This window comes from Pseudomonas profundi (assembly GCF_008638305.1).
Lineage (GTDB): Bacteria > Pseudomonadota > Gammaproteobacteria > Pseudomonadales > Pseudomonadaceae > Halopseudomonas > Halopseudomonas profundi.
Window position 1 is genome coordinate 76,634 of sequence record NZ_VTPZ01000001.1, and the last position, 21,231, is coordinate 97,864.

The following is a 21,231-nucleotide window of genomic DNA, read 5'->3' on the forward strand; positions in this document are numbered from 1 at the left end:
CTGACCCGGCGACAGCGTCAAGATCGTCTGCACCTATTCTTCAGCAGCCGCAGAGCATGATAAATGCGCAGCTGGAGACAAGACTGTTATGCTTTTACGCAACAATCTCGCCGCGGCCCGGCTCGAATCTAATAAAACCGAATACCTGAACGAGGACGTCCCGTGGAGCTGCTCCAGTCAATGCAACTTTTCGTGCGATTAGCCGAATTGGGCAGTTTCACCCGTGCGGCAGACGCCATGCGCGTCGGACGTCCTCAAGTCACGCGAGCGATTCAGGAGCTGGAGGCCTCCTTGGGCGTACGCCTGTTTCAACGCACGACCCGCAAGGTGCGGCTGACCAATGAAGGGGAGCGGTTCTACGAACGAGCAAAGCAGATTCTCGGCGACGTCGCTGAGGCGACGTCCATGTTCGGTCACCCAGACGCAAGCATGCGCGGGCGGCTACGCGTTGACATTCCAACCGCATTCGCTCAACCGGGGCTCATCGCGAGCCTGCGGAAATTTACCACCTGCTATCCGGATATCGAGCTTACACTCGGCGTGACGGACCGGACCGTTGATCTCGTAGCGGAAGGCGTGGACTGTGTATTGCGCATTGGCGAGCTGCCCGATTCCAGTCTCGTAGCCCGACGAATCGGTCGAGCGATCATGATCACTTGCGCTTCACCACGCTATTTGAAGGAACACGGCGAGCCGGTGAACCTCGACGACCTGCGTGCACACGGCGGAGTAACGTTTTTATCAGGGCAAAACAAGCGGTCGCTGCCCTGGCAGTTTCTCAATGAAGGTAGCGAGCAAACATACGTGAGCAGCTACGGCATCAGCGTCAACGAGTCAAATGCTTATGTTGAATGCGGTGTGGCCGGGTTCGGCATTCTCCAGGCACCTGGCATCACACTTGACCGCTATCTCGCAGACGGGTCGTTGATCGAAGTGCTACGACCTTATCGTCCTCGCCCTCGGCCGGTCTCAATACTGTATCCCAGCAGGTCCCATCTGGCGCCGCAGGTACACGCCTTCATCGACTGGGTAAGCGAGCAGTTTCCGGTGCTCTATACTGGCTGGCTGGAAGACTGAGCGGTCTGGCCAATTTAAAACATCGTTCTGGCTAGGGGACCGCGCCCTTCCCTGCCTCGGCTGATCGAGCTCCAACGCGTCGCGGAGCGGATGCGCAGGCCAAGACGCAGCGAGACAAGTATCGCTTCGAGCCCAGTATTGTTTTTGCAGACTGAGGCAGCAGCTAACGGCCAAAAAAGCGGTCGCTCGGCTATGGCCGCGTTCGACCACGGATTCAACTGGTGAACGCAGCATACTAAAACCTGCGTAACCCGGGGGAGTGTTGCAGACGATGCGCTGCGCGACGTTTCAGAAGCCCCTACCCCACCTGACCTACCTCATCAGGCGTACTTTGGGTTCGCCAGGCCCAGCCGAAGACGAATAGTCCGGCGGCGGCCGGCGCTGACGGCCAGTCCCCCCAACCAGGGTCCGAGAGCATTGGAGAGGTTGAAAGCGGCGTGATTCGAAGCCGCTGCGAGTGTCTGGGCACCCATCGCCACGTCCATCAGGTGGATCTGCAGGGCCGGTGCCAGCGCAATCATGGTTCCCACGAAGAACGCTGCCAATAGCATGCTCCAGAGCGACTGCGCCGCCAGCGGAAACGCCAACAGGACAACCGTACTCCAGATCAGGATCAAGGCCACCGCTCTAAATTGGAAGCGATCGAACAGCCAGCCACCGGCGAGGTTGCCGACGATGCCGCCGAAACCGAAAGCGATGAGAGCCACGGGAATCCAGCCGGGATCGGCGTCGGTCACTTCCAACAGAGTCGGTGCCAGATAGCTGAAAACGCAGAACATTCCGGCGAAGCCGATCGAACCAATGCCTAGAGCCAGCCAGACCTGGGGGCGGTTAAAGGCTCTGATCTCCCGGCGTGGATCGCTGCGTTCCTCCTGACGGTCGAGCGGCATGAAACGTGCCACCAACGCCATCGTAAGCACGGCAATAATCCCGACAGCTGTGAAGGCATGCCGCCAATCGATCAGTTGCCCAAGCCAAGTTGCCAATGGATTGCCTATCAGCAACGCGATGGTGAGCCCCATCATCACCCTGCTCACCGCTTTGGCACGCTGGTTCGGAGGTGCCATCGTGGCCGCCGCCAGCATCGCCACACCAAAGTAGGCGCCGTGGGGCAATCCAGCGATGAACCGAAACAGTATGAGCGAGCCGTAACCCGGCGCCATAGCGCTGGCAAAATTTCCGGCGGCGAAGAAGCCCATCAGCAGCACCAGCAAATGCTTACGGAGCAGCCGGGCGCCGAGCACTGCCAAGACCGGTGCGCCCACTACCACGCCGAGCGCGTAGGCGCTGATCAAATGCCCGACCTGCGGCTCGCTGATGCCTAGGTCGTGCGCGACGTTGGGCATGAGGCCCATAATGGCGAACTCGCCAGCCCCGATGCCGAAGGCGCCCATAGCCAGAGCCAGTTCGATCATCAGGATTGCTCTGGGCGATAGTGATCCTGCGTCTGCTGTGGCGTTATCCGCCATGTTTAACCTCAAATATGGATAAAAAAGGAAAAGACCACTGCCTGTCCGCCGCAGGAGGCTGCTTAGCCCATGCGGCCGATATCGAAACAACATCTCAAGGCTTTCGAGCGAGGCGACAGTAGCTCTGTATGTACCCTGTCGGAGCGACAGGGCAATTCTTCGGAGTCTTGGCAAGCTGCGCCAAGATCGTAACGAGGCGACATTTTAACGGCATTCGCGGCGGGCCTGATAGTCCCGCTCGGGATTTCAAGCTGTACCTGGCGTTGGCCGCTCGGGCCGACAGCTTGCGCGTTTACCCTTTGTCGCTGCACCGACGGTGCCGGGCTGGGACTCGTCACAGGTTGGATATGCGTATGGTGCCGAGAGGAGGTACTTATGCGAGGTTCGCGTCAAACAGGCCGCTGTAGACAACCCCGATATTCTGAAAACTATCGATGCTGCTGGTGTCTTTATCATGGAACGTGAAATTGGCGAAAGCATGGATGCCACGGGAGGCGTCGCTTCGCGAGCCGTAAGCTGCTGCCGACCCATTACCCACCAACCACTTTTACTGCTGCGTGACTTGAACGCCAGTCCGGTCACCCCGTGCGGGCGGCTATCTATATCCTGGTATACATCGTCGGCGCTCGCACTGCTGTGGTAATAGCCCAGTCGATATTCGCCAGGTAACGCCTGGACAGATACCGCCGGCTTCCAGATAAGCTCGACCGGAACCAAGGCTTTGGTCGCGGCGCCCTCCTATCTGTCGCGCTACGGCACGCCCGTCCACGCTGCCGACCTGAGCGCCCATGTCTGCCTGCGCTACCGTTTTCCAAGTAGCGGAAAACTCTCGTCCTGGCCATTAATCGAGCAGGGGCAACCATCCTCCGCCGAAATACCGGAATCAGTCATCGCCAACGCGACCGGGGCCTTGCATGCCATGGCCGAAGCAGGCGTAGGCATTGCGCTATTACCGGAAGTCATCATCGCTGACGCCCTCGCGGACGGGCGACTGGTCAAGGTGCTGGAAAAGCAGGTGCAAGATCAGCGCAACGTCCGCCTGCTATGGCCATCGGGACGCCAGTCTCTACCCAAGGTCAGGGCCTTCGTCGACTTCATGGTGGATCGGCTGGGTACACCGGATGCGTGAAAATCCTCTTGCGGCACTGATCGCAGCGATAAATGGCGGAAGGACATGGGAGTCGAACCCACCAGACACGCGTTGCGCATCTCACCGGAGTTGAAGTCCGGGCGCCCCAACCGGGGGCGATGTCCATCCTAATCAATTGTCTTCTGCTTGCTGGCGTTGCCAGGCCGGTTGTAGGTAGCGACGTTGCCGGCGATACCAAGTCACCCCGGCGCGATCAAGGTACTCCAGCACCTGTATGGTCAGGTTGCGACCGATGCGTGATCTGTCGCGGTACTCGGCCGCGATAAAACCGCCGTCTTCAGACTCACCACAGAGTGCAGCCGCTACAGCGGCCAGCTGATCCAGTTGCTGAGGCAGGTAAAAGCGATTGGGCGCCACGCCCAGCAGATAGCCCCAGGCTTGCATGCGGCGCATGAAAGCCAGCATCTCCTCCCGGCTGGTACCGAGTCGTTCTGCCAGTTCGCCAACTATCGGTGGCCGTAAACCTGCCTGGGTCAGTTCAGAGGAAACTTGCTCCCAGAACGCCACATCGCTTTCAGCAAGCTGCGGCTGGTGATCGGGCAAGGCGAAGATGCCGCCTTCTTGGCGCAATAGGCGTTTATCCACCATGCGCTTGAGTAACAGGCCACTACTCGGTGGTGACAGGCCCAGTGCAGCACGGCGCAGGAGTGTATGTAGCGTCAGCCCCCGTTGCTCCGGTTGTTCGGCATGGCTTTGCTGCAAGGTGGTGACAATGGTCTGTTCGGCGTGCGCTACTCGTTGCGGGTGCAACGCCTGATCCCCGAGGCGAACCACAGGCACTTTGCTCAGGCTGTTTGCCAGCTCTGTTTCGGTCAGTTGCCAGCGCAAAGCAAAAGCGGGTATTGCAATTTCGCTCTGGTGTTCAAGCTCTATTGCCAGCGCCTCTGTTGGCGAAGTAACTCCATGCAGCGCGGCTAAGCGGGCAAGATAGTCCTGTTTAGTGCGTCCGCGTTGGCGGCCCAACGGATCAATCACTCGGCCTCCGCCGAGCGTCTGGTTCGCCGCTGGCTCGCGTACGATCACACAATCACCCACCGCGACATGCACAGGTTGGTCGAGCAATACCTGGGCGAGGCCTGCCGATTCATCCAGCCACACCACGCGTCCGCTGGTGGCCGTGGCACCGGTCAGAATCTGCAAGGTGCCGCGGTGCAGACGAGTATCGCTTACCAGACGCAGGGAGATATCCAGGCGATCGGTCAACTGGTGCATAGCTGCATTCAATAGCCAGTCGCCGCGCTGGGGATGTTCGGCATCCAGCTCACCCGCAAGGTTCAGTGCGGCTCTTTGGCCGGTCTGCAAGCGGCTTACTGGCTGACCGTCCTGTTGCATGCCGCGAATCCGCACCTTGCGCGCATTCGGAGTCAGGGAGAGTTGGTCGCCAGTATGCAACTCACCTCGGAGCAAGGTGCCGGTGACGACGCAGCCACTGCCGGTAACGCTGAAACGTCGATCAACCAGAAAGCGCGGATGCCCTGAAGTATTGAATGGCTTAGCATCTTGCTCGAGCTGCTGAATGGCCAACCGCAGGGTATCTATACCCTCCCCGGTCAGGATTGAGACTTCCAGCGGTGAGTGCTCGGCCAGTGCGGTGCCCTGAACCAGCTCGGCAATGGCCTGCTGCGTTGCTTTCAGCTGTTCAGTACTGGCGCGGTCAATCTTGCTGATCACCACTCGCCCACGGGCAATGCCCAACAGGTTCAGCAGTGTCAGATGTTCGCGGGTTTGTGGCATCGGTCCTTCATCAGCCGCGACCACCAGCAAGGCTGCGTCGGCCCCGGCAAGGCCAGCGAGCATGGTGCGAACAAAGCGTGCGTGCCCGGGCACATCGACAAAGGCTAACGGCCCAAGCTGCGGATCATGCAACCAGGCAAAGCCGAGATCGATGGTCAGACCGCGGCGCTGCTCCTCGGGCAGCTGGTCGGTATCCTTGCCGGTAAGCGCCTTGATTAACGCGGTTTTGCCATGGTCCACATGCCCGGCTGTGGCGATGATCACTGGCGCGCCTGCCACGACAACGGGAAGCGCGCGTTCATAACTCCAACCAGTGCCCGATTAGCGCTGACTTCAAGGCTCGCCAGCATCCTCAGCACGCAACAGCCGAAGAATGTCGGCCAGCGCACCATCGGCCAGCGCGCGCATTTCCGCGTCGGTGCGGTCCTGAATCGGATGCGGCACGAAGACCATGGCCGGATCGAACCCCAGCGCTCTGGACTGCATTGCCGCTGCTTCAACAAACTCACTGGAGGCAACCCCTACTCCTGGGATCTGACGTGACTCCAGATCGGCGATGTCATGCATACAGCACGACGTGCACGATCCTCAGTCGGCCAGACCTTCCACCAGCAGATCCACTTCAGCGGCAATCTGCTGTTTGAGTTCGGTCGGTGCGATACGGGTAAAGGTCGGCTTGGCGTAACGTTTGACCTCAATGCCCATGCCACTCAGTTGCTCCTCGATCCGATCGAGAAACACATTGCCACGCGGCTTGGAAATATCCAGCAGGCCAACGACCTTGCCGTTCAGGCTGTCTGGCCGAGCCAGTCGCGCACGTTCGGCCGGTGCTCGCTCGGCCGTGGGGTCGAGCAGTATGCTTTCGTTCATGATGTCACCTCGCAGGTTACCGGTGATGAGCCCACCGGGCCGGATGCGGCCCAGCCGGCGATAATGGCAGAAAACAGGCCGGCGGTGCCGCCAACCCGCACGATCAACAGGCCGCCAGGGCGAAACTTGGGTACCTGTTTATCCTTGAATCGATCTGGAATGCCCTCGGTAATCCCGCCGGCACCGGCCACCAGATCGGCACCCGGCGCCAGCAGCAGTTGTTCCAGTTCTTCGCGCAGGCGCTGCTTGGACCAACCCGCGTCGATGAACACCCGCGCATGTTCGGGTGATACCGCCAGCACGGCATCGCCAGCCATAGCCAGCTTGGCGTGATCGACTGTGCGAAGGGATAACGCAAAGGAACGTGCCAGCGATTCAGGATCGCGGGACTTCTGGTCGACGATGCCCTGCACGCCCTCACCGGGAAACAGCGTGACCGCAGAGCGGCCAGCCGGAACGCCGCGTTCCTGTGCCAGGGGCAACCAGTCACTGTCTTCGGCTTCAGCAAAACAAAAGCTGTACTTGCCAGGGTTACCCATGGCCGAGCGATCGATCTCGCCAGGCCGGCCGCCACCCACATTACGCACGATCAGTTGCAGCGCGCGGCCAATGGTCGCGTTGGCGCGGTTGCCCTGCCCCAGCGCATTGACCCCGGAATTCATCCCGATTGCCCTGGTGATCGGGCCGTTGACCACAATCATCGGGCTGCCAAACATGGTGGTGCAGGTCAGCCCGTGCAAACCGAATTCATCGGTCAAGGCTGCCTCGACGGCCGCCAACAGGACCGGCATGTATTCCGGCTTGCAGCCGGCCATCACGGCATTGATCGCTACCTTTTCCACGGTGCAGGGCACCAGATCAGGCGGCATCAAACCCAACACCTGATCACCAGCACGCTCGGTGCCCTTGAGCATACGTAGCACGCGCACCGGAGTTGGCGGAACCACCGGCAGCCCATCACTCCAGCCACGTTCATAGCAGGCCTCAATGGCATCATCCGCACTGCTGATATCAATTTCCCGCGACTGCAGCTGCACATCCCCAAAGGCCAGCTCCAGCTCCTCGGCAATGCCCGGGTCCAGGGTTTTTGATCCGCAACCGGGGCGCATGACGGGTAAGTCTTCACCCAGATCACCAATGCCGGACAGCACACGCCAATCCTCTTTATGCCAACCATAGGTACGCTCGACCTCCACGCCCTGCTCCACCCGGATCAATGTCGGCACAAACTCGATGCCCAAACGAAAGGACTGCTCCAGCGTCCGGTCATACCGGGTGCCAGGCAAAGCAGCGGCGTACTCTTCGGAATCCTGCACCAGCACCGTCAGCGACCCGCTCTGGTCCAGCTCTGCCAGCAAAGGCTCAATCAGGCGGCAGGTCGGGCAGTCAGCTTTGGCAACTACAATCAGCCCATCGGGCAAGGATAAGGTCATGTCGGGCCCTTTGGGCTGCTCGTGCTTGTCTCGGTAGAAAGACAGCATAGGCAGCCGGGGATGTGCTGCCAAGCCAGCGGGCGTGATCATGTGCGGGGTGATTGGAGAGGTATCAGTGCTTCAGGGGTGGGCTCGATTCTGCGCACTCGTTAGGCGACTGTTTCTTCCTGCACGCCGGTTTGTAATCGATGACATGGGTCCGTATGCAAGCTGTGGGCTCTGTGAGGGCTTCGCGCCAGACACTGTATGCACAGCTGACGCCGGGTTATGCTGGCACCATGTACAGTCTTGCTCACCCCGTCACCAGTGTTGTGGAAATCCGGAAAAGTCGCTTTCTTGCCTTCGTCGAACCCGTCGCCGATCGCAGCGCGGCGCAGGCTCGGGTGAACGAGCTGCGCATCCTGCATCCCGGCTGCGCTCATGTGTGCTGGGCACTGCTGGCTGGCGGGCATAGCGCGGCAGTGGACGATGGTGAGCCGTCGGGTACAGCGGGCCGCCCGATGCTCGAAGTATTGCGCCATCAGGAGCTAGACGGTGTGCAGGCTACAGTGGTGCGCTATTTCGGCGGGATCAAGCTGGGCGCCGGTGGACTGGTGCGTGCCTACACCGATGCTGTAGCCCAAGCGTTGTTGCAGGCTGAAAAAGTCGAGCACATTCCCAGCCAGACGCTGTGCTGCGAGCTGGCTTACGCCCACGAAGGAATGGCTCGCAACCTGATTACGGAGCTTGGCGGCGAGCTGCTCGCAGTCAGCCATGGGCAAGTAGTGCGGTTGCAAGTGCGCCTGCCTGCCACCGCAGCCGGCGCGCTGCGGGAGCAGCTTTTATCGATCACCCGGGGCGAGCTCAAGTGGGAGATTGGCGTTCCCCCAGCCTCCTGATCCACAGCGCAACAACGATCAGGCTGCCGGCGTAGCCAGCAAAGGAAAGCAGCAACTTTCGCGCCACAGGCAAGGGCCGCCTTCATTCACCTTACCGCCTTTTTTGGGGTCGGCCACTAGCCTGCCAGGTAGTGGTTCATTCAGTCAGGAAGCACATCATGTCTATTTCACTACCTCGCTTGTACTCCTTCCGCCGTTGTCCTTACGCCATGCGTGCTCGATTAGGCCTACTGTTTGCGGAGCTGCAGGTGGAGCTGCGGGAGGTAGTGCTGAAAAACAAGCCGCCGCAGATGCGGGCTATCAGCCCGAAAGGCACTGTTCCTGTTCTGGAGGGTGTTGAGGATGGAAACGCTGAGAGGCTGGTTATCGAGGAAAGCAGAGAAATACTGGAATGGGCGCTGCGACAAAATGATCCGCAAGGTCTGCTGAACGTCGACCTAGCCAGCGCTAATAGCCTGATCGACCAGAACGATAACGGATTCAAATATTGGCTGGATCGCTACAAATACGCCGATCGCCATCCAGAGTTAACCCAGTCGGAGTATCGGCAGCGGGGCGAGGTGTTCTTGCAGGTGTTGGAGCAGTTGCTCGCTAAGAACAAGTATCTGCTGGGAGGCAAAATCAGCATCGCTGATATCGGCATCATGCCGTTTGTACGCCAGTTCGCCCATGTAGATCAGGAGGTGTTTTACAACCTGCCCTATCCGCATCTACAGCAATGGCTGAGGGATTGGCTGGAACACCCGGTTTTTCAGCGAGTCATGATCAAGTTTCAACCCTGGCAGAAAGGCAATGAAATAGTGGTGTTTCCCTAGGGCGGGATGGAAGCTCGATCGTGCCTCGGCACTGTCCTGGACATTACACCCTGCTCAAAAATGCCCCGAATCAACCCTTCTTAGGTTGCAGGGCATTTTGTTGGGTGTAAACCAGATAGCGTCATAAGCTATTGATTAACAAATAATTAATGGAGGAATGACAGCCCGCCGCCGCCCGTACACGTTCGCGCTTTTTTGTCCAAGTTCGTATGGTAGCAACGGAAATATCTGGATTTATCCGAAATTCTCATCCGGTGCCGTTTAATCTCACCGCTGATGTTGGGTAGCTGGGCTCGAATGCCGCTCTTATAAGGTTCGGTCCTATTGCGTCCTCAGGCGATTCAGGAAACAACGCAAATTGGCCCGAGAAGCGTTCGACACAATCAGTAGTCGCACCTATCTCAGTGCACTAGAGCGGGGGTTGAAGACCCCGACTATCGAGGTGGGGCAACTAGCCTCAGTGCTCGAGTCCACCCGCTTTCGCTGTTTGTGGTTACATACCTTGAAAAAGACAAAACACTGAGCCTCGAAGATTTGTGCGCCAGGTGCGCGAAGAAATCGAAGCGCTCCACGAACCGCGCTAGCTGCATTGCGTATTCGACCCTAAAAACACATTCGGTACATCAGCAGCAAAGCGCGCCGACGAGTTCCTCTTCTTCGGAAGCAGAGTCAGCTATCCCCGATGATTTCTATCCTAGGTCGCGCCGACACTGGGAGCATTCTCTTGGGCTATCTTCTAGCGAACGCGCAAACCGACTTCGGCCTCCAATTTCAAAAGCGGCAACGAGATACCCAGGACGCAAGCACGGCGGATTCTCTTCGGTGCGTTCAATCGGCGGTTAAATGGCGATAGGCCGCTGAATTTTGACTCAATATCTCTGCCGCCAGGCTCCGATCCGTTCGACGTCACGCGGCACCAAGCTACTCTGCCTCAGCCTTCCTTCTGTATGAGATTCGGGACTTCGCCACCTGCAATCAATACCTCGTTGACCAGACAAACGACATCTTCTTCGTTTGCAATCCGGTACCAACGGCCACCGGGATAGACGCTCAGGGTCGGCCCTTGATCGCAGGGAAACTGACATTGTGTTCGGGTGATGTGCGCACCGCCGTCACACTCCAACCGCCCCGCTGCCTTCAGGTTCGCCCGCAAAAGCTTCCACAGCGGCAACGCGCCTCGTCTGACACATCGGGGGCCGGCGCAGGCAAGCACACGGTAGGTGTGACGCGGAATATGCGACCAGGCATGGGTTTCGGGCAAGCTAGGCACGTCAGCGCAATCAAGATGGCGTTGCGGCTGATCGATGAGCTCACAGGCACTGGCGGCAGAACTGGCTTCCCTCGGACTGGCGACAAAGAGTTGGTCCGCCGCCTCGTATTCCTGGGCTATGCGATGCAATTCGCTACGCAGCCAATCGAGCTGGGGGCTGCTCGTCTGGGGGTCAACATCCAGAACCAGCAGTGGTAACTCACCGAGCGCCAGGCATTCGCGTACGCGCTGCCAGAGCGGAGCGGGACCGGCGGTGACGTCCACCACATCATCCAGCGTTTCCGCGCCTCTCAGGTCGGCGAGTTCCCGGCAAAAAAGCTCGGCGAAGGAGCCTTGTTCAAGATCGGGACCGGCGAACAACACGCGGGCATACTGAAGATCAGACATGAAAAATTCCTTACATCGATTTGACCACCAGTCTAACCGAGGGCCCCTGGCAGCGTCTCCAACGCATCCAGAAGCGCTTGCCGGTCGGTAAATTGGCGGTCGACTGCAGGCAACGCCGGGCGGGCCAGAATAAATACTGGGAGTTGCCGCTCACGCGCCACTTGCAACTTGGGCTCGGTCGCACTGCCACCACTGTTCTTGCTGATCAGAACGTCAAACTGGCCTTCAGAGAACAAAGCCCGCTCTGCTTCAAGATCGAAGGGGCCGCGGTCTCCAATCACCCTAGCCCGCGCATTGCCTGGATGGGCGTCTAGCACTCGTATTGTCCAGTACCGCCCGCTCGGTATTTCGTCAAGATGCTCGAGGGCCTGACGACCGAGTGTGAAAAAAGGACGGCGATAAGGTTCCAGAGCAACAGTCAACGCCGTCCAGTCGACTACCTCCCGCCAATCGTCATCCGGACCCGCCTGCCAACCCGGGCGACGCAGCGCCCAGCATGGAACGCCCGCTTGCTGCGCTGCCAGGGCTGCATTAGTCGTTATCTGTGCGGCGTAGGGGTGCGTGATATCGAGCAGCAGATCGATTTTTTTATCGAGCAGAAACCGCGCCAGCCCCTCTGCCCCACCGAAGCCGCCGGTTCTGACGATACAGGGCAAATCTGCAGGTATGCGGCCGAGGCCGGCAAGACTATATATATGCTGCGGCTGTAGCTGGCGTGCAACATGCAACGCGTCCCCTACTCCGCCCAACAGCAGTATCCGTTTGCTCACGGTTTGCGACTCTCGAGTAGCGTGATCGGCAGGGCTGCACGCCAGGTATCGAAGCCGCCAAGAGGTTGGGCCTGGACCACGCTCAAACGAGTAAGACTGCCTCCGACCTTGGCGCGCCAGGCTACCAAAGCGGCCTCGCTTTGCAGCGTAACGGCATTGGCTACCAGACGGCCGCCGGGTTTCAGCGCGGCCCAACAGGTGTCCAGTACCCCCTCTACCGTTACGCCGCCGCCGATAAAAATCGCATCGGGTGCTTGTAGGCCGCGCAGGGCTTCCGGCGCGCGTCCCGATACCAGCTGTAACCCCGGCACGCCCAGCGCGTCGCGGTTATGAAGGATATGCTGATGCCTGCAGGCATTGGCTTCGATGGCGATTGCCTGACAACGCGAGTCGGCACGCATCCATTCGATCCCGATCGAACCGCAACCGGCGCCGACGTCCCATAGCAGCTCGCCCGGCAAGGGTGCAAGCCGCGCCAGGGTCACGGCGCGCACGTCGCGCTTGGTCAGCTGTCCGTCGTGCTGGTAACACTCATCGGCCAGGCCGCAGGTCAGCGGCAGGCTTGGCAGCTGCGCCTGGGCAATACACTCGATGGCGACGACATTCAGCGCGGCCACCGGAACAGCGCCCCAGTCGTCGGCCAATCCGTCGAGTATGCGTTCGGCGGGCCCGCCCAAATGTTCCAAAACCGTCAGCCGGCTCGCGCCCAGGCCCCGTTGGCGCAGCAGTTCCGCCACGGCGGACGGGCTGTCCTGGTCATTGCTGAGAATCAACAACCGCGCCCCGGGGGCCAGCTCGTTGGTGATCTGCGTCAATGGCCTGCCCACCAATGATGCGACGCAAACGTCCTGCAACACCCAGCCCAGTCGCGCCGCGGCGAGCGAGACCGATGACGGCGCTGGCAGCACATGCATTTCCTCCGGTAATAGTTCCCGGGCAAGGCTCGCACCGACGCCGTAGAACATGGGGTCGCCGCTGGCCAGCACACAAAGTTCAGAGCCTCGCCGCGCCAGAACCGGTTGGAGGGAGAATGGCGACGGCCAGGTCTCTCGTTCGGCTCTTAGTTGCTCAGGTAGTAGCGCAAGCTGGCGTGGCGAGCCGATGATCAGCTTGGCCTGCTCCAGTGAAAGGCGTGCCGCCTCGCCGAGCCCGGCATAGCCGTCTTCTCCGATACCGACCAACGTCAACCAGCACGTCATAGGGATACCTCGGTTTAGTCATGTAAGGCGCCAAGGGTGTCATGTCGCCGAGCAAAGCTGGCATAATACCGTCTTCGTCGGTGCCCGGCGCCATTCAATGGCAAGGGCCTAAGAGGGAACGCGGAGCAACCCCTGGTTGCAAGCCGCGGCTGCCCCCGCAACTGTGAACAGCGAGCCGGCACGCCAAATGCCACTGGGAGACCGGGAAGGCGGCGTGCGGTGAAGACCTGCAGCCAGTAGACCTGCCTACGAAGCCAGTCGCGAGTGCCAACATCGGGCGGGGTGTACCGATGCCGTGGAGTCACCCTTGTGTGAGTCCGTTGGTTCGGTCGCCGCGTCACTGTAATAGGTAACCGAGCGATGCCTCACCATCCTCTCAACGCCAGATCGACCGTTCGCCCCTCGGCTTGCCCGGGACTGCTGCGTATCGTCCAGGCACTGGACGGCGGCATCTGCCGCGTCAAGCTCGCCGGCGGGCTGCTCACCAGCGCCCAGGCCCAGGCCATTGCGCTGGCGGCGCAGCGTTACGCCAGTGACGTGCTCGAGCTGACCAACCGCAGCAATCTGCAGATTCGCGGCGTACGCCCGGAGTGCGAAGAACAGCTCATTCAGGCTGTGATCGACGTCGGGCTGGGCCCCGAGCAGGAGGCCAGCGACGATGTGCGCAACCTGATGCTCAGCCCCGCCGCCGGGCTCGATCCCCATGCAGTGCTCGATACCCGCCCCCTTGCCGCCGAACTGCTGGCCCTGCTGCAGGGCACGCCAGCTTTCCATGCCTTATCGCCCAAGTTCGCCATCCAGCTTGACGGTGGGGAAGCCCTTGCGATGCTGTCCCATCCGCACGACATCTGGCTGAGCGCGCTACCTGGCGCACCGCCGCGGCTCGCGTTCGGTCTGGCCGGATGCCCGACCGACGCCCCGCTGGGCACTATCCTGCCCAGCCAGGCTGTTCCGTTTATGACGCACCTGCTTTCGCTGTTCCTTGAAATGGCTGATGAACGTCACAGCCGGATGCGTCAGCTTCTGGAAGCAACGCCAGCGACCCAGCTGTTGCAACAGTTGGAGAAGCGTCTGCCGTTCAGCATTGAGCCGCCCGCCAGGACGCCAACCGCTGGTAAGTCTGACGCGAGCCGTACGCTGCTGCGCCCGCCTGGCATCTTCAAACAGCGTCAACCGGACCTGGCGATGGTGACCGCAGGAGTGTCTCTGGGCCGTATGGATAGTCAGCAAATGGTGCAATTGGCGCGTATTGCCGAGCAGTACGCAGGCTCTCGCTTGTTGCTTACCCCCTGGCAAGGCGTGTTATTGCCCGAGGTGCCAGCGCCAAGGGCAGCTGCGGCTTTTGATGCCCTGGCTGCCATGGGTTTGTTGACCGATACCTCCGAGCCGCTCACCTCATTAATCGCCTGCACAGGCGCTACCGGCTGCGCCAAAGGGCTGGCCGATACCAAGGGTGATGCACTTGCGCTCGCGGTAAAGCTGAAGGCGAGCGGCGCCCGACCGGTTGTGCATCTAAGCGGGTGCGCCCGCTCCTGCGCTGCCGCACACACAACTCCCTTTACGCTATTAGCCAGTGACAATGGCCGCTATCAGCTTCATCAACAGACGCCTGGAGTAACCGGTTTCGGTCAGCTACGGGCAACCAACCTCGACATGGACACGGCAGCCGACTGGTTCGCCAACCACTGCCCAGCAGGAAATACCGATGCTTGATTACATTCGCGACGGCCAGGAAATCTACCGCCAATCCTTCGCTACCATACGGGTTGAAGCCGACCTCAACGTCATTCCTTCTGATATGGAAAAACTCGCGGTGAGGATCATTCACGCCTGCGGGATGGTCGATATCGTTTCCGATCTACGCTTTTCCGAGGGCGCCGGAACAGCCGGCCGCGCTGCGCTGCAAACCGGTGCGCCGATTCTCTGCGATGCTCGGATGGTCGCCGAAGGGATTACCCGGCCGCGACTGCCCGCCAATAACGAGGTAATCTGCACGCTGCATGAGAGCGACGTGCCTGAGCTTGCGCGCAGCCTGGGTAATACCCGTTCGGCAGCGGCACTGGAGCACTGGCGAACACATATAGAAGGCAGCGTGGTAGTCATCGGCAATGCGCCAACGGCGCTCTTCTACCTGCTGGAAATGCTCGATGCCGGCGCGCCCAAGCCAGCCCTGATCATCGGGATGCCGGTCGGCTTTATCGGTGCGGCGGAGTCCAAAGACGCGCTGGCCGCAGACAGCCGAGGCGTGCCCTACGTGATCGTACGCGGTCGCCGTGGCGGCAGCGCTATGGCGGTGGCTGCGGTCAATGCCCTGGCCACGGAGGTCGAATAATGGCGAGCAAGGGACGGTTGATCGGCGTGGGCGTGGGGCCTGGTGACCCGGAGCTGATCACCCTCAAGGCGCTGCGGCTGCTGCGCAGTGCTGACGTGGTCGGTTATTTCGTGGCCAAGGCCAAGGCGAACAAGGGCCAAGGTGGCAACGCCTTCGGCATCATCGAACAGCACCTTACCGACCAACAGCGGCGGATACCGTTGGTCTATCCGGTAACGACCGAAAAGCTTCCAGCGCCCTTGAGTTATGAGGATGTCATCAGCGATTTCTACGATACCTGCGCGAGCCAGATTGCCGAGCAGCTCGATGCCGGACTGGATGTGGCGGTGATCTGTGAAGGAGACCCCTTCTTCTATGGCTCCTACATGTATCTGCACGATCGCCTCGCCGGGCAATATGACGTGGAAGTGGTGCCGGGGGTTTGTTCCATGCTCGGCTGCGTGTCGGTGCTGGGGACGCCCCTGGTGTACCGCAACCAGAGCCTGTCCGTGCTTTCTGGCGTGCTGCCCGAAGAGGAACTCAAGCGTCGGCTCCATGATGCCGAGGCGGGGGTGATCATGAAGCTGGGCCGCAACTTCGATAAGGTATTGCGCGTGCTGGTCGAGCTGGGCCTGGACAGACGCGCGCACTACGTCGAGCGCGCCACCATGGAGAATCAGCGCATCGTCCCTCTACACGAGGTGGAGGCGATGTCGTCTCCCTATTTCTCGATGATCGTCATTCCCGGCGACAAGTGGCGCGGCTGATGAACAAGCTCCCCGCCATTATCATCCTCGGCTCCTCTGCCCTGCCCACCGCCCGGCGGATTCAGACGCTGTATCCCGGCTCATCCGTGCTTGGCTTGCGCGAGCGGGTAGAGGGTGCTGACCGCTATTACGCCAATTTCGGCGACACCCTGCGCGCACTCTACCGCACCAATACGCCGATCATCGCCCTGTGCGCAGCCGGTATCGTCATCCGCAGCCTGGCGACCCTGCTGGGCGAAAAGGGCAGCGAGCCACCAGTGCTGGCAGTCGCGGAAGACGCCAGCGCGGTGGTGCCGCTGCTCGGCGGCCTGGGTGGGGTAAACCGCATGGCGCGCGACCTTGCTGCGGCTTTGGACACTCACGCCGCCATTACCACCAGCGGCGAGTTGCGCTTTGGCACATGCCTCTTGGACCCGCCACCTGGTTATCAACTCGCTGACCTGCAACAGGGCAAACGCTTCGTCTCTGACCTGCTAAGTGGCGAAGCCGTCCGCGTGGAGGGCGGTGCCCCTTGGCTGGAGGCCGCGCAGCTGCCCCTCGATGACGCCGCTCAACGAGTGATTCATGTGGATCCATGCGCACGCGCCCAGCGCGACGACGAATTACTGATCCATCCCAAGCAGGTCATGGCATTGATTGTTCAAGCCGATACACAGCTCGCAGAAGAGATCGCCGACGCCATGCACCAGGCCAACCTCGCAGTGCCCGCCCTCGCCTGTTTGGTCGCCCAGACGGACTTGATGGCAGAACCCTTGCTGCATGAAGCGGCTGCGGCGCTCGAAGTACCGGTGCGCTTTATTGAGGACATAACCGGCCTGCCCGCCGCCCTGTACCGCAGTGCCACGGTGCAGCTTTTGTTAGCCGACCGGCCCGTCGATCCGCGTGAGATCGGGCAACCACGAGGTCAGCTGACCGTCATCGGCCTAGGGCCTGGCGCCGCTGACATGCTGATACCTGCCGCTCGTCAGGCCCTGGACGAGGCCGAAGACCTGCTTGGCTACGAAACCTACGTGACCATGGCCGGCCCCTTCCGCAACGATCAGGCGATCCACTGCACCGACAACCGTGAAGAAATGCAGCGTGCGCGTCATGCCTTCGAGCTTGCAGCCAGCGGGCGCCGCGTGGTGGTGATTTCATCGGGTGATCCGGGCGTATTCGCCATGGCGGCTGCGGTGCTGGAGGCACTCCATGAATCCAGCGATCCGCGCTGGCAGGCCGTCGATCTCGAAATTCTGCCGGGCATATCCGCCGCGCTGGCTGCCGCTGCCAAGGCCGGAGCACCGCTGGGCCATGACTTCTGCCTGCTGTCGCTATCGGACAACCTCAAGCCCTGGGCCGTTATCGAGAAACGCCTCTATCACGCGGCGGCAGCCGATCTGGTGATGGCCTTCTATAACCCGATTTCCAGGGCGCGCCCCTGGCAGCTTGGCCAGGCGCTGGACCTGGTGCGTGAGCAGCGCAGCAGCGACACCCTGGTTGTGCTTGGGCGCGATATCGGCCGGCCAGCAGAAAAGCTAACCGTAACCACTCTGGGTGAACTCAAACCCGAACAGGTGGACATGCGTACCCTGGTGATCATCGGCTCGTCGCAGACCTGCCGCTTCGATAAGAAAGGAGGTGACGAGTGGGTCTATACCCCACGCTGGTATCCAGCTGAATAAAGTTCAAGTGCCCATGGGACGCAATACGTTTACCATGGCGACGCTGGATGGTTCTGCCGAACACGCTTGGCAGAGGCAACAGGGAAGCAGGTACGCCCTTGGGCTATTCCTGCGCTGCCCCCGCAACTGTAAACGGGTAGTCGGTCTGCAACTTGCCACTGGTTCATCGAACTGGGAAGGCGCAGACAGACGATGATCCGCGAGCCAGGAGACCTGCCGTTCAGCATGCCGATATAGGCAATCCTTAAACCTGCATCCCTCGGAGGGAGAGTAATGCATATCGAACCAGGCGTTCTCAACGCCGCCAAAATTGTTTTTGCCAACGCTGCTGCCATTTCCACACTGGCGGTTTTCGCACCCAAGCTGCTGGGGCGCCCGCAGAACTGGGTCAAGACCGTACTTGCCGCCCTGTTCTTTTCGATCTTCATGGAAGTGTATTCGGTGCCGGTCGGGCCGTCGGAGCTGCACTTCATCGGCGCCTCTGCGGTGTATCTTCTGTTCGGCTTCGTCCCCGCGCTGTTCGGCTTCGCCATCGGGCTATTGCTCCAGGGCTTTCTATTCGAGCCTTCGGACCTTATGCACCTGGCGGTCAATTCGCTTTCTCTGCTGGTGCCCTTGATCGCGGCCCACGGCCTGTTTGGCCGGCACTTCCATCGTGAAGGCGGCCGGCGGATCAGCTGGGCGGAAGTGGTCAAGTTCGATGCCGTGTTCTACGGCGGCGTGGTGATGATGGTCGGCTTCTGGCTGTCGCTGGGTCAGGAACCTGCGGCGCTGAGCAACTGGGCGATGTTTGCCGCAGCCTATATGCCGATCATATTGCTTGAGCCCGTGTTTACCTGCCTGATCATTCGCGCACTAAAGCGCTATGAGAACAATGGCCTGGTGCAGCGCTTCACCACGGTGAAATCCCTTACCGCAGCCTGATGTCCGGCTGAGCGGCGTTGGCGATCAACCGCCAGCGCCGCCCCGGCGTAACAGGTAGCTGTCCATGATCCAGCCGTGTTGCTCACGCAGCGCTGCGCGCAGATCCCGAATTTCCTGTGCCAGCTCATCGAGCGGACCGGCGCGCAACACCTCATCCTCGGTACCCACGTACGCCCCCCAATAGATGTGCATGCCCTGCCCCACGAACTGTGTGTAGGTGTCCTGCGCATCGAGCATTACCATCAGGCTGTCCAGCCCGGCCGGAAAACCTTCGGCCAGGCGGCGCGCGGGCGTCACCTGGAACGCCTGGCCAATACTGTTGAAGCAGATCTTGTGGCGCGCGGCTAGGGCCTGCAGGCTGGTGATGCCGGGGATGACATCGTAGTCAATCTGATGCCGGCCGCTGCGCTGAATGTCCTCCATGATGCGCAGGGTGCTGTCGTATAGCGCAGGATCGCCCCAAACCAGAAAGGCCCCGCATTCGCCGTCGGCCATCTGATCGCCGATCATGCGCTCGAACACCTGCTGCTTGTCTTCGTTCAGATCCACCACGCTGCCGTGGTAATCCGCCACGCCGCGCACGCGCTCGGGGCACTGATCTTCGACGAAGCGATAGTTGCGGTCCTTGATGAAGCGATCACAGATGATCTTGCGCAGAGCGATGAGCTTTTCCTTGGCGTTGCCCTTGTCCATCAGGAAGAACAGATCGGCGCGGTTCAGGGCGTTGATCGCCTGCACCGTGAGGTAATCGGGGTCACCGGCGCCTATGCCGATGATCAGGATGGTCTTCATGCCGCGAGGCTCCTACTGGGCCACCGGCAGCGCCGGTAGCGTATCGATATGATGGTATTGGGCGCCCAGCGTCTGCGCCAGCTGCCGGGCGCGGCCAATGCGAACCGGCGCGCTTTCGATGTCGATCACCAGCGCCGGGCAGGCGCTGGGCGCCAGCGCTGGCCATTCACGGATGCGGCCGTCGGTGATCACCCACAGGCGGTGGTTCTCCGCGGGGTGCAACCCTTGCCTGCGGGCCTGCCATGCGGCAGCCTCCTGCAGTGCTGGCAGCAACGGCGTGCCGCCGCCGGCGCCGAGCCCGTCCAGCCAATTTCGCAGCGCGGCGCTTGCCAGCCTGCCGTGGCCTAGCCACTGCGCCTGGCTGCCCGCCGCCTCCAGCATGACCAGCCGCACGCGCTGCTTGCGCGCGGCTGCCAGTATCTCGGCGAGCAGTCCCTTGGCTTTGGCCAGCGCGCCATGGCGGCGGGTGGACGCCGAGGCATCCACCACTACCAGCCACAGCTCCTGCTGGCGGGCACTGCGGGGGCGCAGCTGTAGATCGGCTCGACAACGGGGTCTGCCCTTGAGCAGCGTTGCGGGCCAGTCGATACGGCCAATCGCGCCGCTGCGGTTGGCACCGGCTCGTCCACCTTTGATACGGCCTGGCGCCGATCGAGCATCCGCGCCGGCGGCCGAGCGCGGGCGGATGCTCAGGGCTTTTTTGACCAGCGGGGCGGGTCACGCCGAACGCCGGTGGCCTGGGGCTGCGGTGGCAGCTCGCCCCACTGGCCTTGGCCCTGCTGCTCCGATGGGCTCTGCGATTGCGAGTCTTCCTGCTTGTCGGCCGGACCGTCCTGTTGAGGTGACTGATCAGCTGCCGATTCGGCGTGCCGGCGGTGGCGCAAAACAAAATCCTCCACCGCGTCGATGTCGATGGTCTCGATGGCAGCCGCGGCGCGCCAGGCCGCATGGGCACGGGCAGAGCGCAGCCAGACCAGGTCGGCGCGCATGCCGTCGACCCTGGCAGCGAAGCAGCGCTGACTGATTTCCGCCAGCGCCGTATCGGTCAGCGGAATGCTCGCGAGCCGCTGGCGCGCCGCCTGACAACCCTCGCGTAACGCGACCTGATGCTCCTGCCAGTCACGCAGGAACGCGGCGGGGTCGGCATCGAAGGCAAGGCGGCGGCGGACGATCTCGGCGCGCTGTGCGGGCTGCGGCTGGGCATCAAGCGACAGGTTGAGTCCGAAACGGTCGAGCAGTTGCGGGCGCAGCTCGCCCTCTTCAGTGTTCATGGTGCCGATCAATACAAACCGCGCGGCATGCCGGTGGGATACGCCGTCGCGCTCGACATGATTGACGCCGCTGGCGGCCGCATCCAGCAGCAGGTCGACTAGATGATCGGGTAACAGATTGACCTCATCCACATAGAGCACGCCGCCATCGGCCTTGGCCAGCAGCCCAGGCGAGAAGCGTGCGCGCCCTTCGGACAGCGCGGCGTCCAGATCCAGGGTGCCGACGATGCGCTCCTCGCTGGCCCCGAGCGGCAGATTGACGAAGGTGCCGCTCTCAAGCAGATCGGCGAGCCCGCGGGCCAGGGTCGATTTGGCCATGCCGCGCGGGCCCTCTATCAACACGCCGCCTATGGCCGGATCGATTGCCGCCAGGCATAGCGCCAGCTTGAGGTCTTCGGTGCCGACGACAGCGGCCAGGGGAAAATGCTGTTCGGGCATGGTGTCGGATCCAGC

General features: G+C 61.3%; 19 protein-coding genes, 1 tRNA gene, 1 pseudogene and 2 riboswitches. Of the genes and pseudogenes, 9 read left to right on the forward strand and 12 right to left on the reverse strand.

All coding sequences use genetic code 11. From position 1 onward, the window contains the following. Positions 1-180: 180 nt before the first annotated feature. Positions 181-1,077 carry a LysR family transcriptional regulator gene (locus FZE95_RS00360; RefSeq protein WP_150298839.1) on the forward strand — a complete coding sequence of 299 codons (897 nt, stop codon included), beginning with the start codon at positions 181-183 and terminating at the stop codon, positions 1,075-1,077. 320 nt (positions 1,078-1,397) lie between these two features. On the opposite strand, the gene FZE95_RS00365 is transcribed toward FZE95_RS00360, so the two are convergent. Both FZE95_RS00365 and FZE95_RS00370 read right to left on the reverse strand, forming a co-directional pair. After that, positions 1,398-2,492: an MFS transporter gene (locus FZE95_RS00365; RefSeq protein ID WP_397387065.1), complete on the reverse strand. Its 1,095-nt coding sequence runs from the start codon at positions 2,490-2,492 to the stop codon at positions 1,398-1,400. A gap of 439 nt (positions 2,493-2,931) precedes the next feature. Beyond that, positions 2,932-3,281, reverse strand: a pseudogene (locus FZE95_RS00370) (carbohydrate porin); the annotation flags it as partial. On the opposite strand from FZE95_RS00370, the gene FZE95_RS00375 reads away from it, so the two are divergent. Beyond that, positions 3,268-3,675, forward strand: a complete 408-nt coding sequence (locus FZE95_RS00375; RefSeq protein ID WP_190324445.1) for a LysR substrate-binding domain-containing protein — start codon at positions 3,268-3,270, stop codon at positions 3,673-3,675. The pseudogene FZE95_RS00370 and the gene FZE95_RS00375 overlap by 14 nt on opposite strands. Before the next feature lie 33 nt (positions 3,676-3,708). On the opposite strand, the gene FZE95_RS00380 is transcribed toward FZE95_RS00375, so the two are convergent. The 4 genes from FZE95_RS00380 to FZE95_RS00400 all read right to left on the reverse strand — a co-directional run bounded on the left by FZE95_RS00380 (position 3,709) and on the right by FZE95_RS00400 (position 7,733). Then, positions 3,709-3,804 (reverse strand) — tRNA-Sec (locus FZE95_RS00380). A gap of 3 nt (positions 3,805-3,807) precedes the next feature. Beyond that, complete coding sequence (gene selB / locus FZE95_RS00385; RefSeq protein ID WP_190324446.1) at positions 3,808-5,694, reverse strand: selenocysteine-specific translation elongation factor; 1,887 nt, start codon at positions 5,692-5,694, stop codon at positions 3,808-3,810. Positions 5,695-5,763: 69 nt separating this feature from the next. Continuing rightward, positions 5,764-6,300, reverse strand: a complete 537-nt coding sequence (locus FZE95_RS19950; protein WP_317845765.1) for a UGSC family (seleno)protein — start codon at positions 6,298-6,300, stop codon at positions 5,764-5,766. Further along, complete coding sequence (locus FZE95_RS00400) at positions 6,297-7,733, reverse strand: thioredoxin family protein (protein WP_150298845.1); 1,437 nt, start codon at positions 7,731-7,733, stop codon at positions 6,297-6,299. The genes FZE95_RS19950 and FZE95_RS00400 overlap by 4 nt, the downstream gene beginning before the upstream one ends. A 188-nt stretch (positions 7,734-7,921) precedes the next feature. On the opposite strand from FZE95_RS00400, the gene FZE95_RS00405 reads away from it, so the two are divergent. After that, a complete protein-coding gene (locus FZE95_RS00405; protein WP_223824913.1) occupies positions 7,922-8,611 on the forward strand; it encodes an IMPACT family protein in 690 nt (229 codons plus the stop codon). A 158-nt stretch (positions 8,612-8,769) separates the two neighbouring features. After that, the gene (locus tag FZE95_RS00410; RefSeq protein WP_150298846.1) at positions 8,770-9,426 is read left to right on the forward strand and encodes a glutathione S-transferase; all 657 of its coding nucleotides are present in this window, start codon (positions 8,770-8,772) and stop codon (positions 9,424-9,426) included. A 931-nt stretch (positions 9,427-10,357) separates the two neighbouring features. Here FZE95_RS00410 and FZE95_RS00420 read toward each other — a convergent pair. The 3 genes from FZE95_RS00420 to cbiE are packed head-to-tail and all read right to left on the reverse strand — an operon-like array spanning position 10,358 to position 13,052. Beyond that, positions 10,358-11,083 carry a (2Fe-2S) ferredoxin domain-containing protein gene (locus FZE95_RS00420; RefSeq protein ID WP_150298847.1) on the reverse strand — a complete coding sequence of 242 codons (726 nt, stop codon included), beginning with the start codon at positions 11,081-11,083 and terminating at the stop codon, positions 10,358-10,360. Between the two features lie 32 nt (positions 11,084-11,115). Next, the gene (locus FZE95_RS00425; RefSeq protein WP_150298848.1) at positions 11,116-11,853 is read right to left on the reverse strand and encodes a cobalt-precorrin-6A reductase; all 738 of its coding nucleotides are present in this window, start codon (positions 11,851-11,853) and stop codon (positions 11,116-11,118) included. After that, positions 11,850-13,052, reverse strand: a complete 1,203-nt coding sequence (gene cbiE / locus FZE95_RS00430) for a precorrin-6y C5,15-methyltransferase (decarboxylating) subunit CbiE (RefSeq protein ID WP_150298849.1) — start codon at positions 13,050-13,052, stop codon at positions 11,850-11,852. The genes FZE95_RS00425 and cbiE overlap by 4 nt, the downstream gene beginning before the upstream one ends. Positions 13,053-13,113: 61 nt before the next feature. Next, positions 13,114-13,316: riboswitch (cobalamin riboswitch) on the forward strand. A 96-nt stretch (positions 13,317-13,412) separates the two neighbouring features. Here cbiE and cobG point away from each other — a divergent pair. From cobG to FZE95_RS00455, 5 genes are all read left to right on the forward strand, one after another. Then, positions 13,413-14,765 (forward strand): precorrin-3B synthase, encoded by a 1,353-nt coding sequence (cobG, locus tag FZE95_RS00435; RefSeq protein ID WP_150298850.1) that lies wholly within the window; start codon positions 13,413-13,415, stop codon positions 14,763-14,765. Next, positions 14,758-15,384, forward strand: a complete 627-nt coding sequence (locus tag FZE95_RS00440; RefSeq protein ID WP_150298851.1) for a precorrin-8X methylmutase — start codon at positions 14,758-14,760, stop codon at positions 15,382-15,384. The genes cobG and FZE95_RS00440 overlap by 8 nt, the downstream gene beginning before the upstream one ends. Beyond that, a complete protein-coding gene (locus FZE95_RS00445; protein WP_150298852.1) occupies positions 15,384-16,130 on the forward strand; it encodes a precorrin-2 C(20)-methyltransferase in 747 nt (248 codons plus the stop codon). Before FZE95_RS00440 ends, FZE95_RS00445 begins: the two co-directional genes overlap by 1 nt. Next, positions 16,130-17,791, forward strand: a complete 1,662-nt coding sequence (gene cobJ, locus FZE95_RS00450) for a precorrin-3B C(17)-methyltransferase (RefSeq protein ID WP_150298853.1) — start codon at positions 16,130-16,132, stop codon at positions 17,789-17,791. The genes FZE95_RS00445 and cobJ overlap by 1 nt, the downstream gene beginning before the upstream one ends. Positions 17,792-17,822: 31 nt before the next feature. Beyond that, positions 17,823-18,026: riboswitch (cobalamin riboswitch) on the forward strand. 38 nt (positions 18,027-18,064) lie between these two features. Continuing rightward, a complete protein-coding gene (locus FZE95_RS00455) occupies positions 18,065-18,715 on the forward strand; it encodes an energy-coupling factor ABC transporter permease (protein WP_150298854.1) in 651 nt (216 codons plus the stop codon). A 24-nt stretch (positions 18,716-18,739) separates the two neighbouring features. Here FZE95_RS00455 and cobF read toward each other — a convergent pair whose 3' ends face one another. From cobF to FZE95_RS00470, 3 genes are read right to left on the reverse strand one after another with little or no spacing between them, the layout of a single operon-like run. After that, the gene (gene cobF / locus FZE95_RS00460) at positions 18,740-19,507 is read right to left on the reverse strand and encodes a precorrin-6A synthase (deacetylating) (protein WP_150298855.1); all 768 of its coding nucleotides are present in this window, start codon (positions 19,505-19,507) and stop codon (positions 18,740-18,742) included. A 12-nt stretch (positions 19,508-19,519) separates the two neighbouring features. Further along, complete coding sequence (locus FZE95_RS00465; protein WP_223824938.1) at positions 19,520-20,215, reverse strand: vWA domain-containing protein; 696 nt, start codon at positions 20,213-20,215, stop codon at positions 19,520-19,522. Next, the gene (locus FZE95_RS00470; protein ID WP_150298857.1) at positions 20,197-21,216 is read right to left on the reverse strand and encodes an ATP-binding protein; all 1,020 of its coding nucleotides are present in this window, start codon (positions 21,214-21,216) and stop codon (positions 20,197-20,199) included. The genes FZE95_RS00465 and FZE95_RS00470 overlap by 19 nt, the downstream gene beginning before the upstream one ends. Positions 21,217-21,231: the final 15 nt, after the last annotated feature.

Excerpts from the sequence above, each read along its gene's own strand:
- FZE95_RS00470 (WP_150298857.1), bottom strand. The coding sequence starts at position 21,216 with ATGCCCGAACAGCATTTTCCCCTGGCCGCTGTCGTCGGCACCGAAGAC.
- FZE95_RS00440 (WP_150298851.1), top strand. The coding sequence starts at position 14,758 with ATGCTTGATTACATTCGCGACGGCCAGGAAATCTACCGCCAATCCTTC.
- FZE95_RS00405 (WP_223824913.1), top strand. The coding sequence starts at position 7,922 with ATGACATGGGTCCGTATGCAAGCTGTGGGCTCTGTGAGGGCTTCGCGC.
- cobG (WP_150298850.1), top strand. The coding sequence starts at position 13,413 with ATGCCTCACCATCCTCTCAACGCCAGATCGACCGTTCGCCCCTCGGCT.
- FZE95_RS00400 (WP_150298845.1), bottom strand. The coding sequence starts at position 7,733 with ATGACCTTATCCTTGCCCGATGGGCTGATTGTAGTTGCCAAAGCTGAC.
- FZE95_RS00410 (WP_150298846.1), top strand. The coding sequence starts at position 8,770 with ATGTCTATTTCACTACCTCGCTTGTACTCCTTCCGCCGTTGTCCTTAC.
- cobF (WP_150298855.1), bottom strand. The coding sequence starts at position 19,507 with ATGAAGACCATCCTGATCATCGGCATAGGCGCCGGTGACCCCGATTAC.
- FZE95_RS00360 (WP_150298839.1), top strand. The coding sequence starts at position 181 with ATGCAACTTTTCGTGCGATTAGCCGAATTGGGCAGTTTCACCCGTGCG.
- FZE95_RS00365 (WP_397387065.1), bottom strand. The coding sequence starts at position 2,492 with ATGATCGAACTGGCTCTGGCTATGGGCGCCTTCGGCATCGGGGCTGGC.
- FZE95_RS00455 (WP_150298854.1), top strand. The coding sequence starts at position 18,065 with ATGCATATCGAACCAGGCGTTCTCAACGCCGCCAAAATTGTTTTTGCC.
- FZE95_RS00445 (WP_150298852.1), top strand. The coding sequence starts at position 15,384 with ATGGCGAGCAAGGGACGGTTGATCGGCGTGGGCGTGGGGCCTGGTGAC.
- FZE95_RS00420 (WP_150298847.1), bottom strand. The coding sequence starts at position 11,083 with ATGTCTGATCTTCAGTATGCCCGCGTGTTGTTCGCCGGTCCCGATCTT.
- cbiE (WP_150298849.1), bottom strand. The coding sequence starts at position 13,052 with ATGACGTGCTGGTTGACGTTGGTCGGTATCGGAGAAGACGGCTATGCC.
- cobJ (WP_150298853.1), top strand. The coding sequence starts at position 16,130 with ATGAACAAGCTCCCCGCCATTATCATCCTCGGCTCCTCTGCCCTGCCC.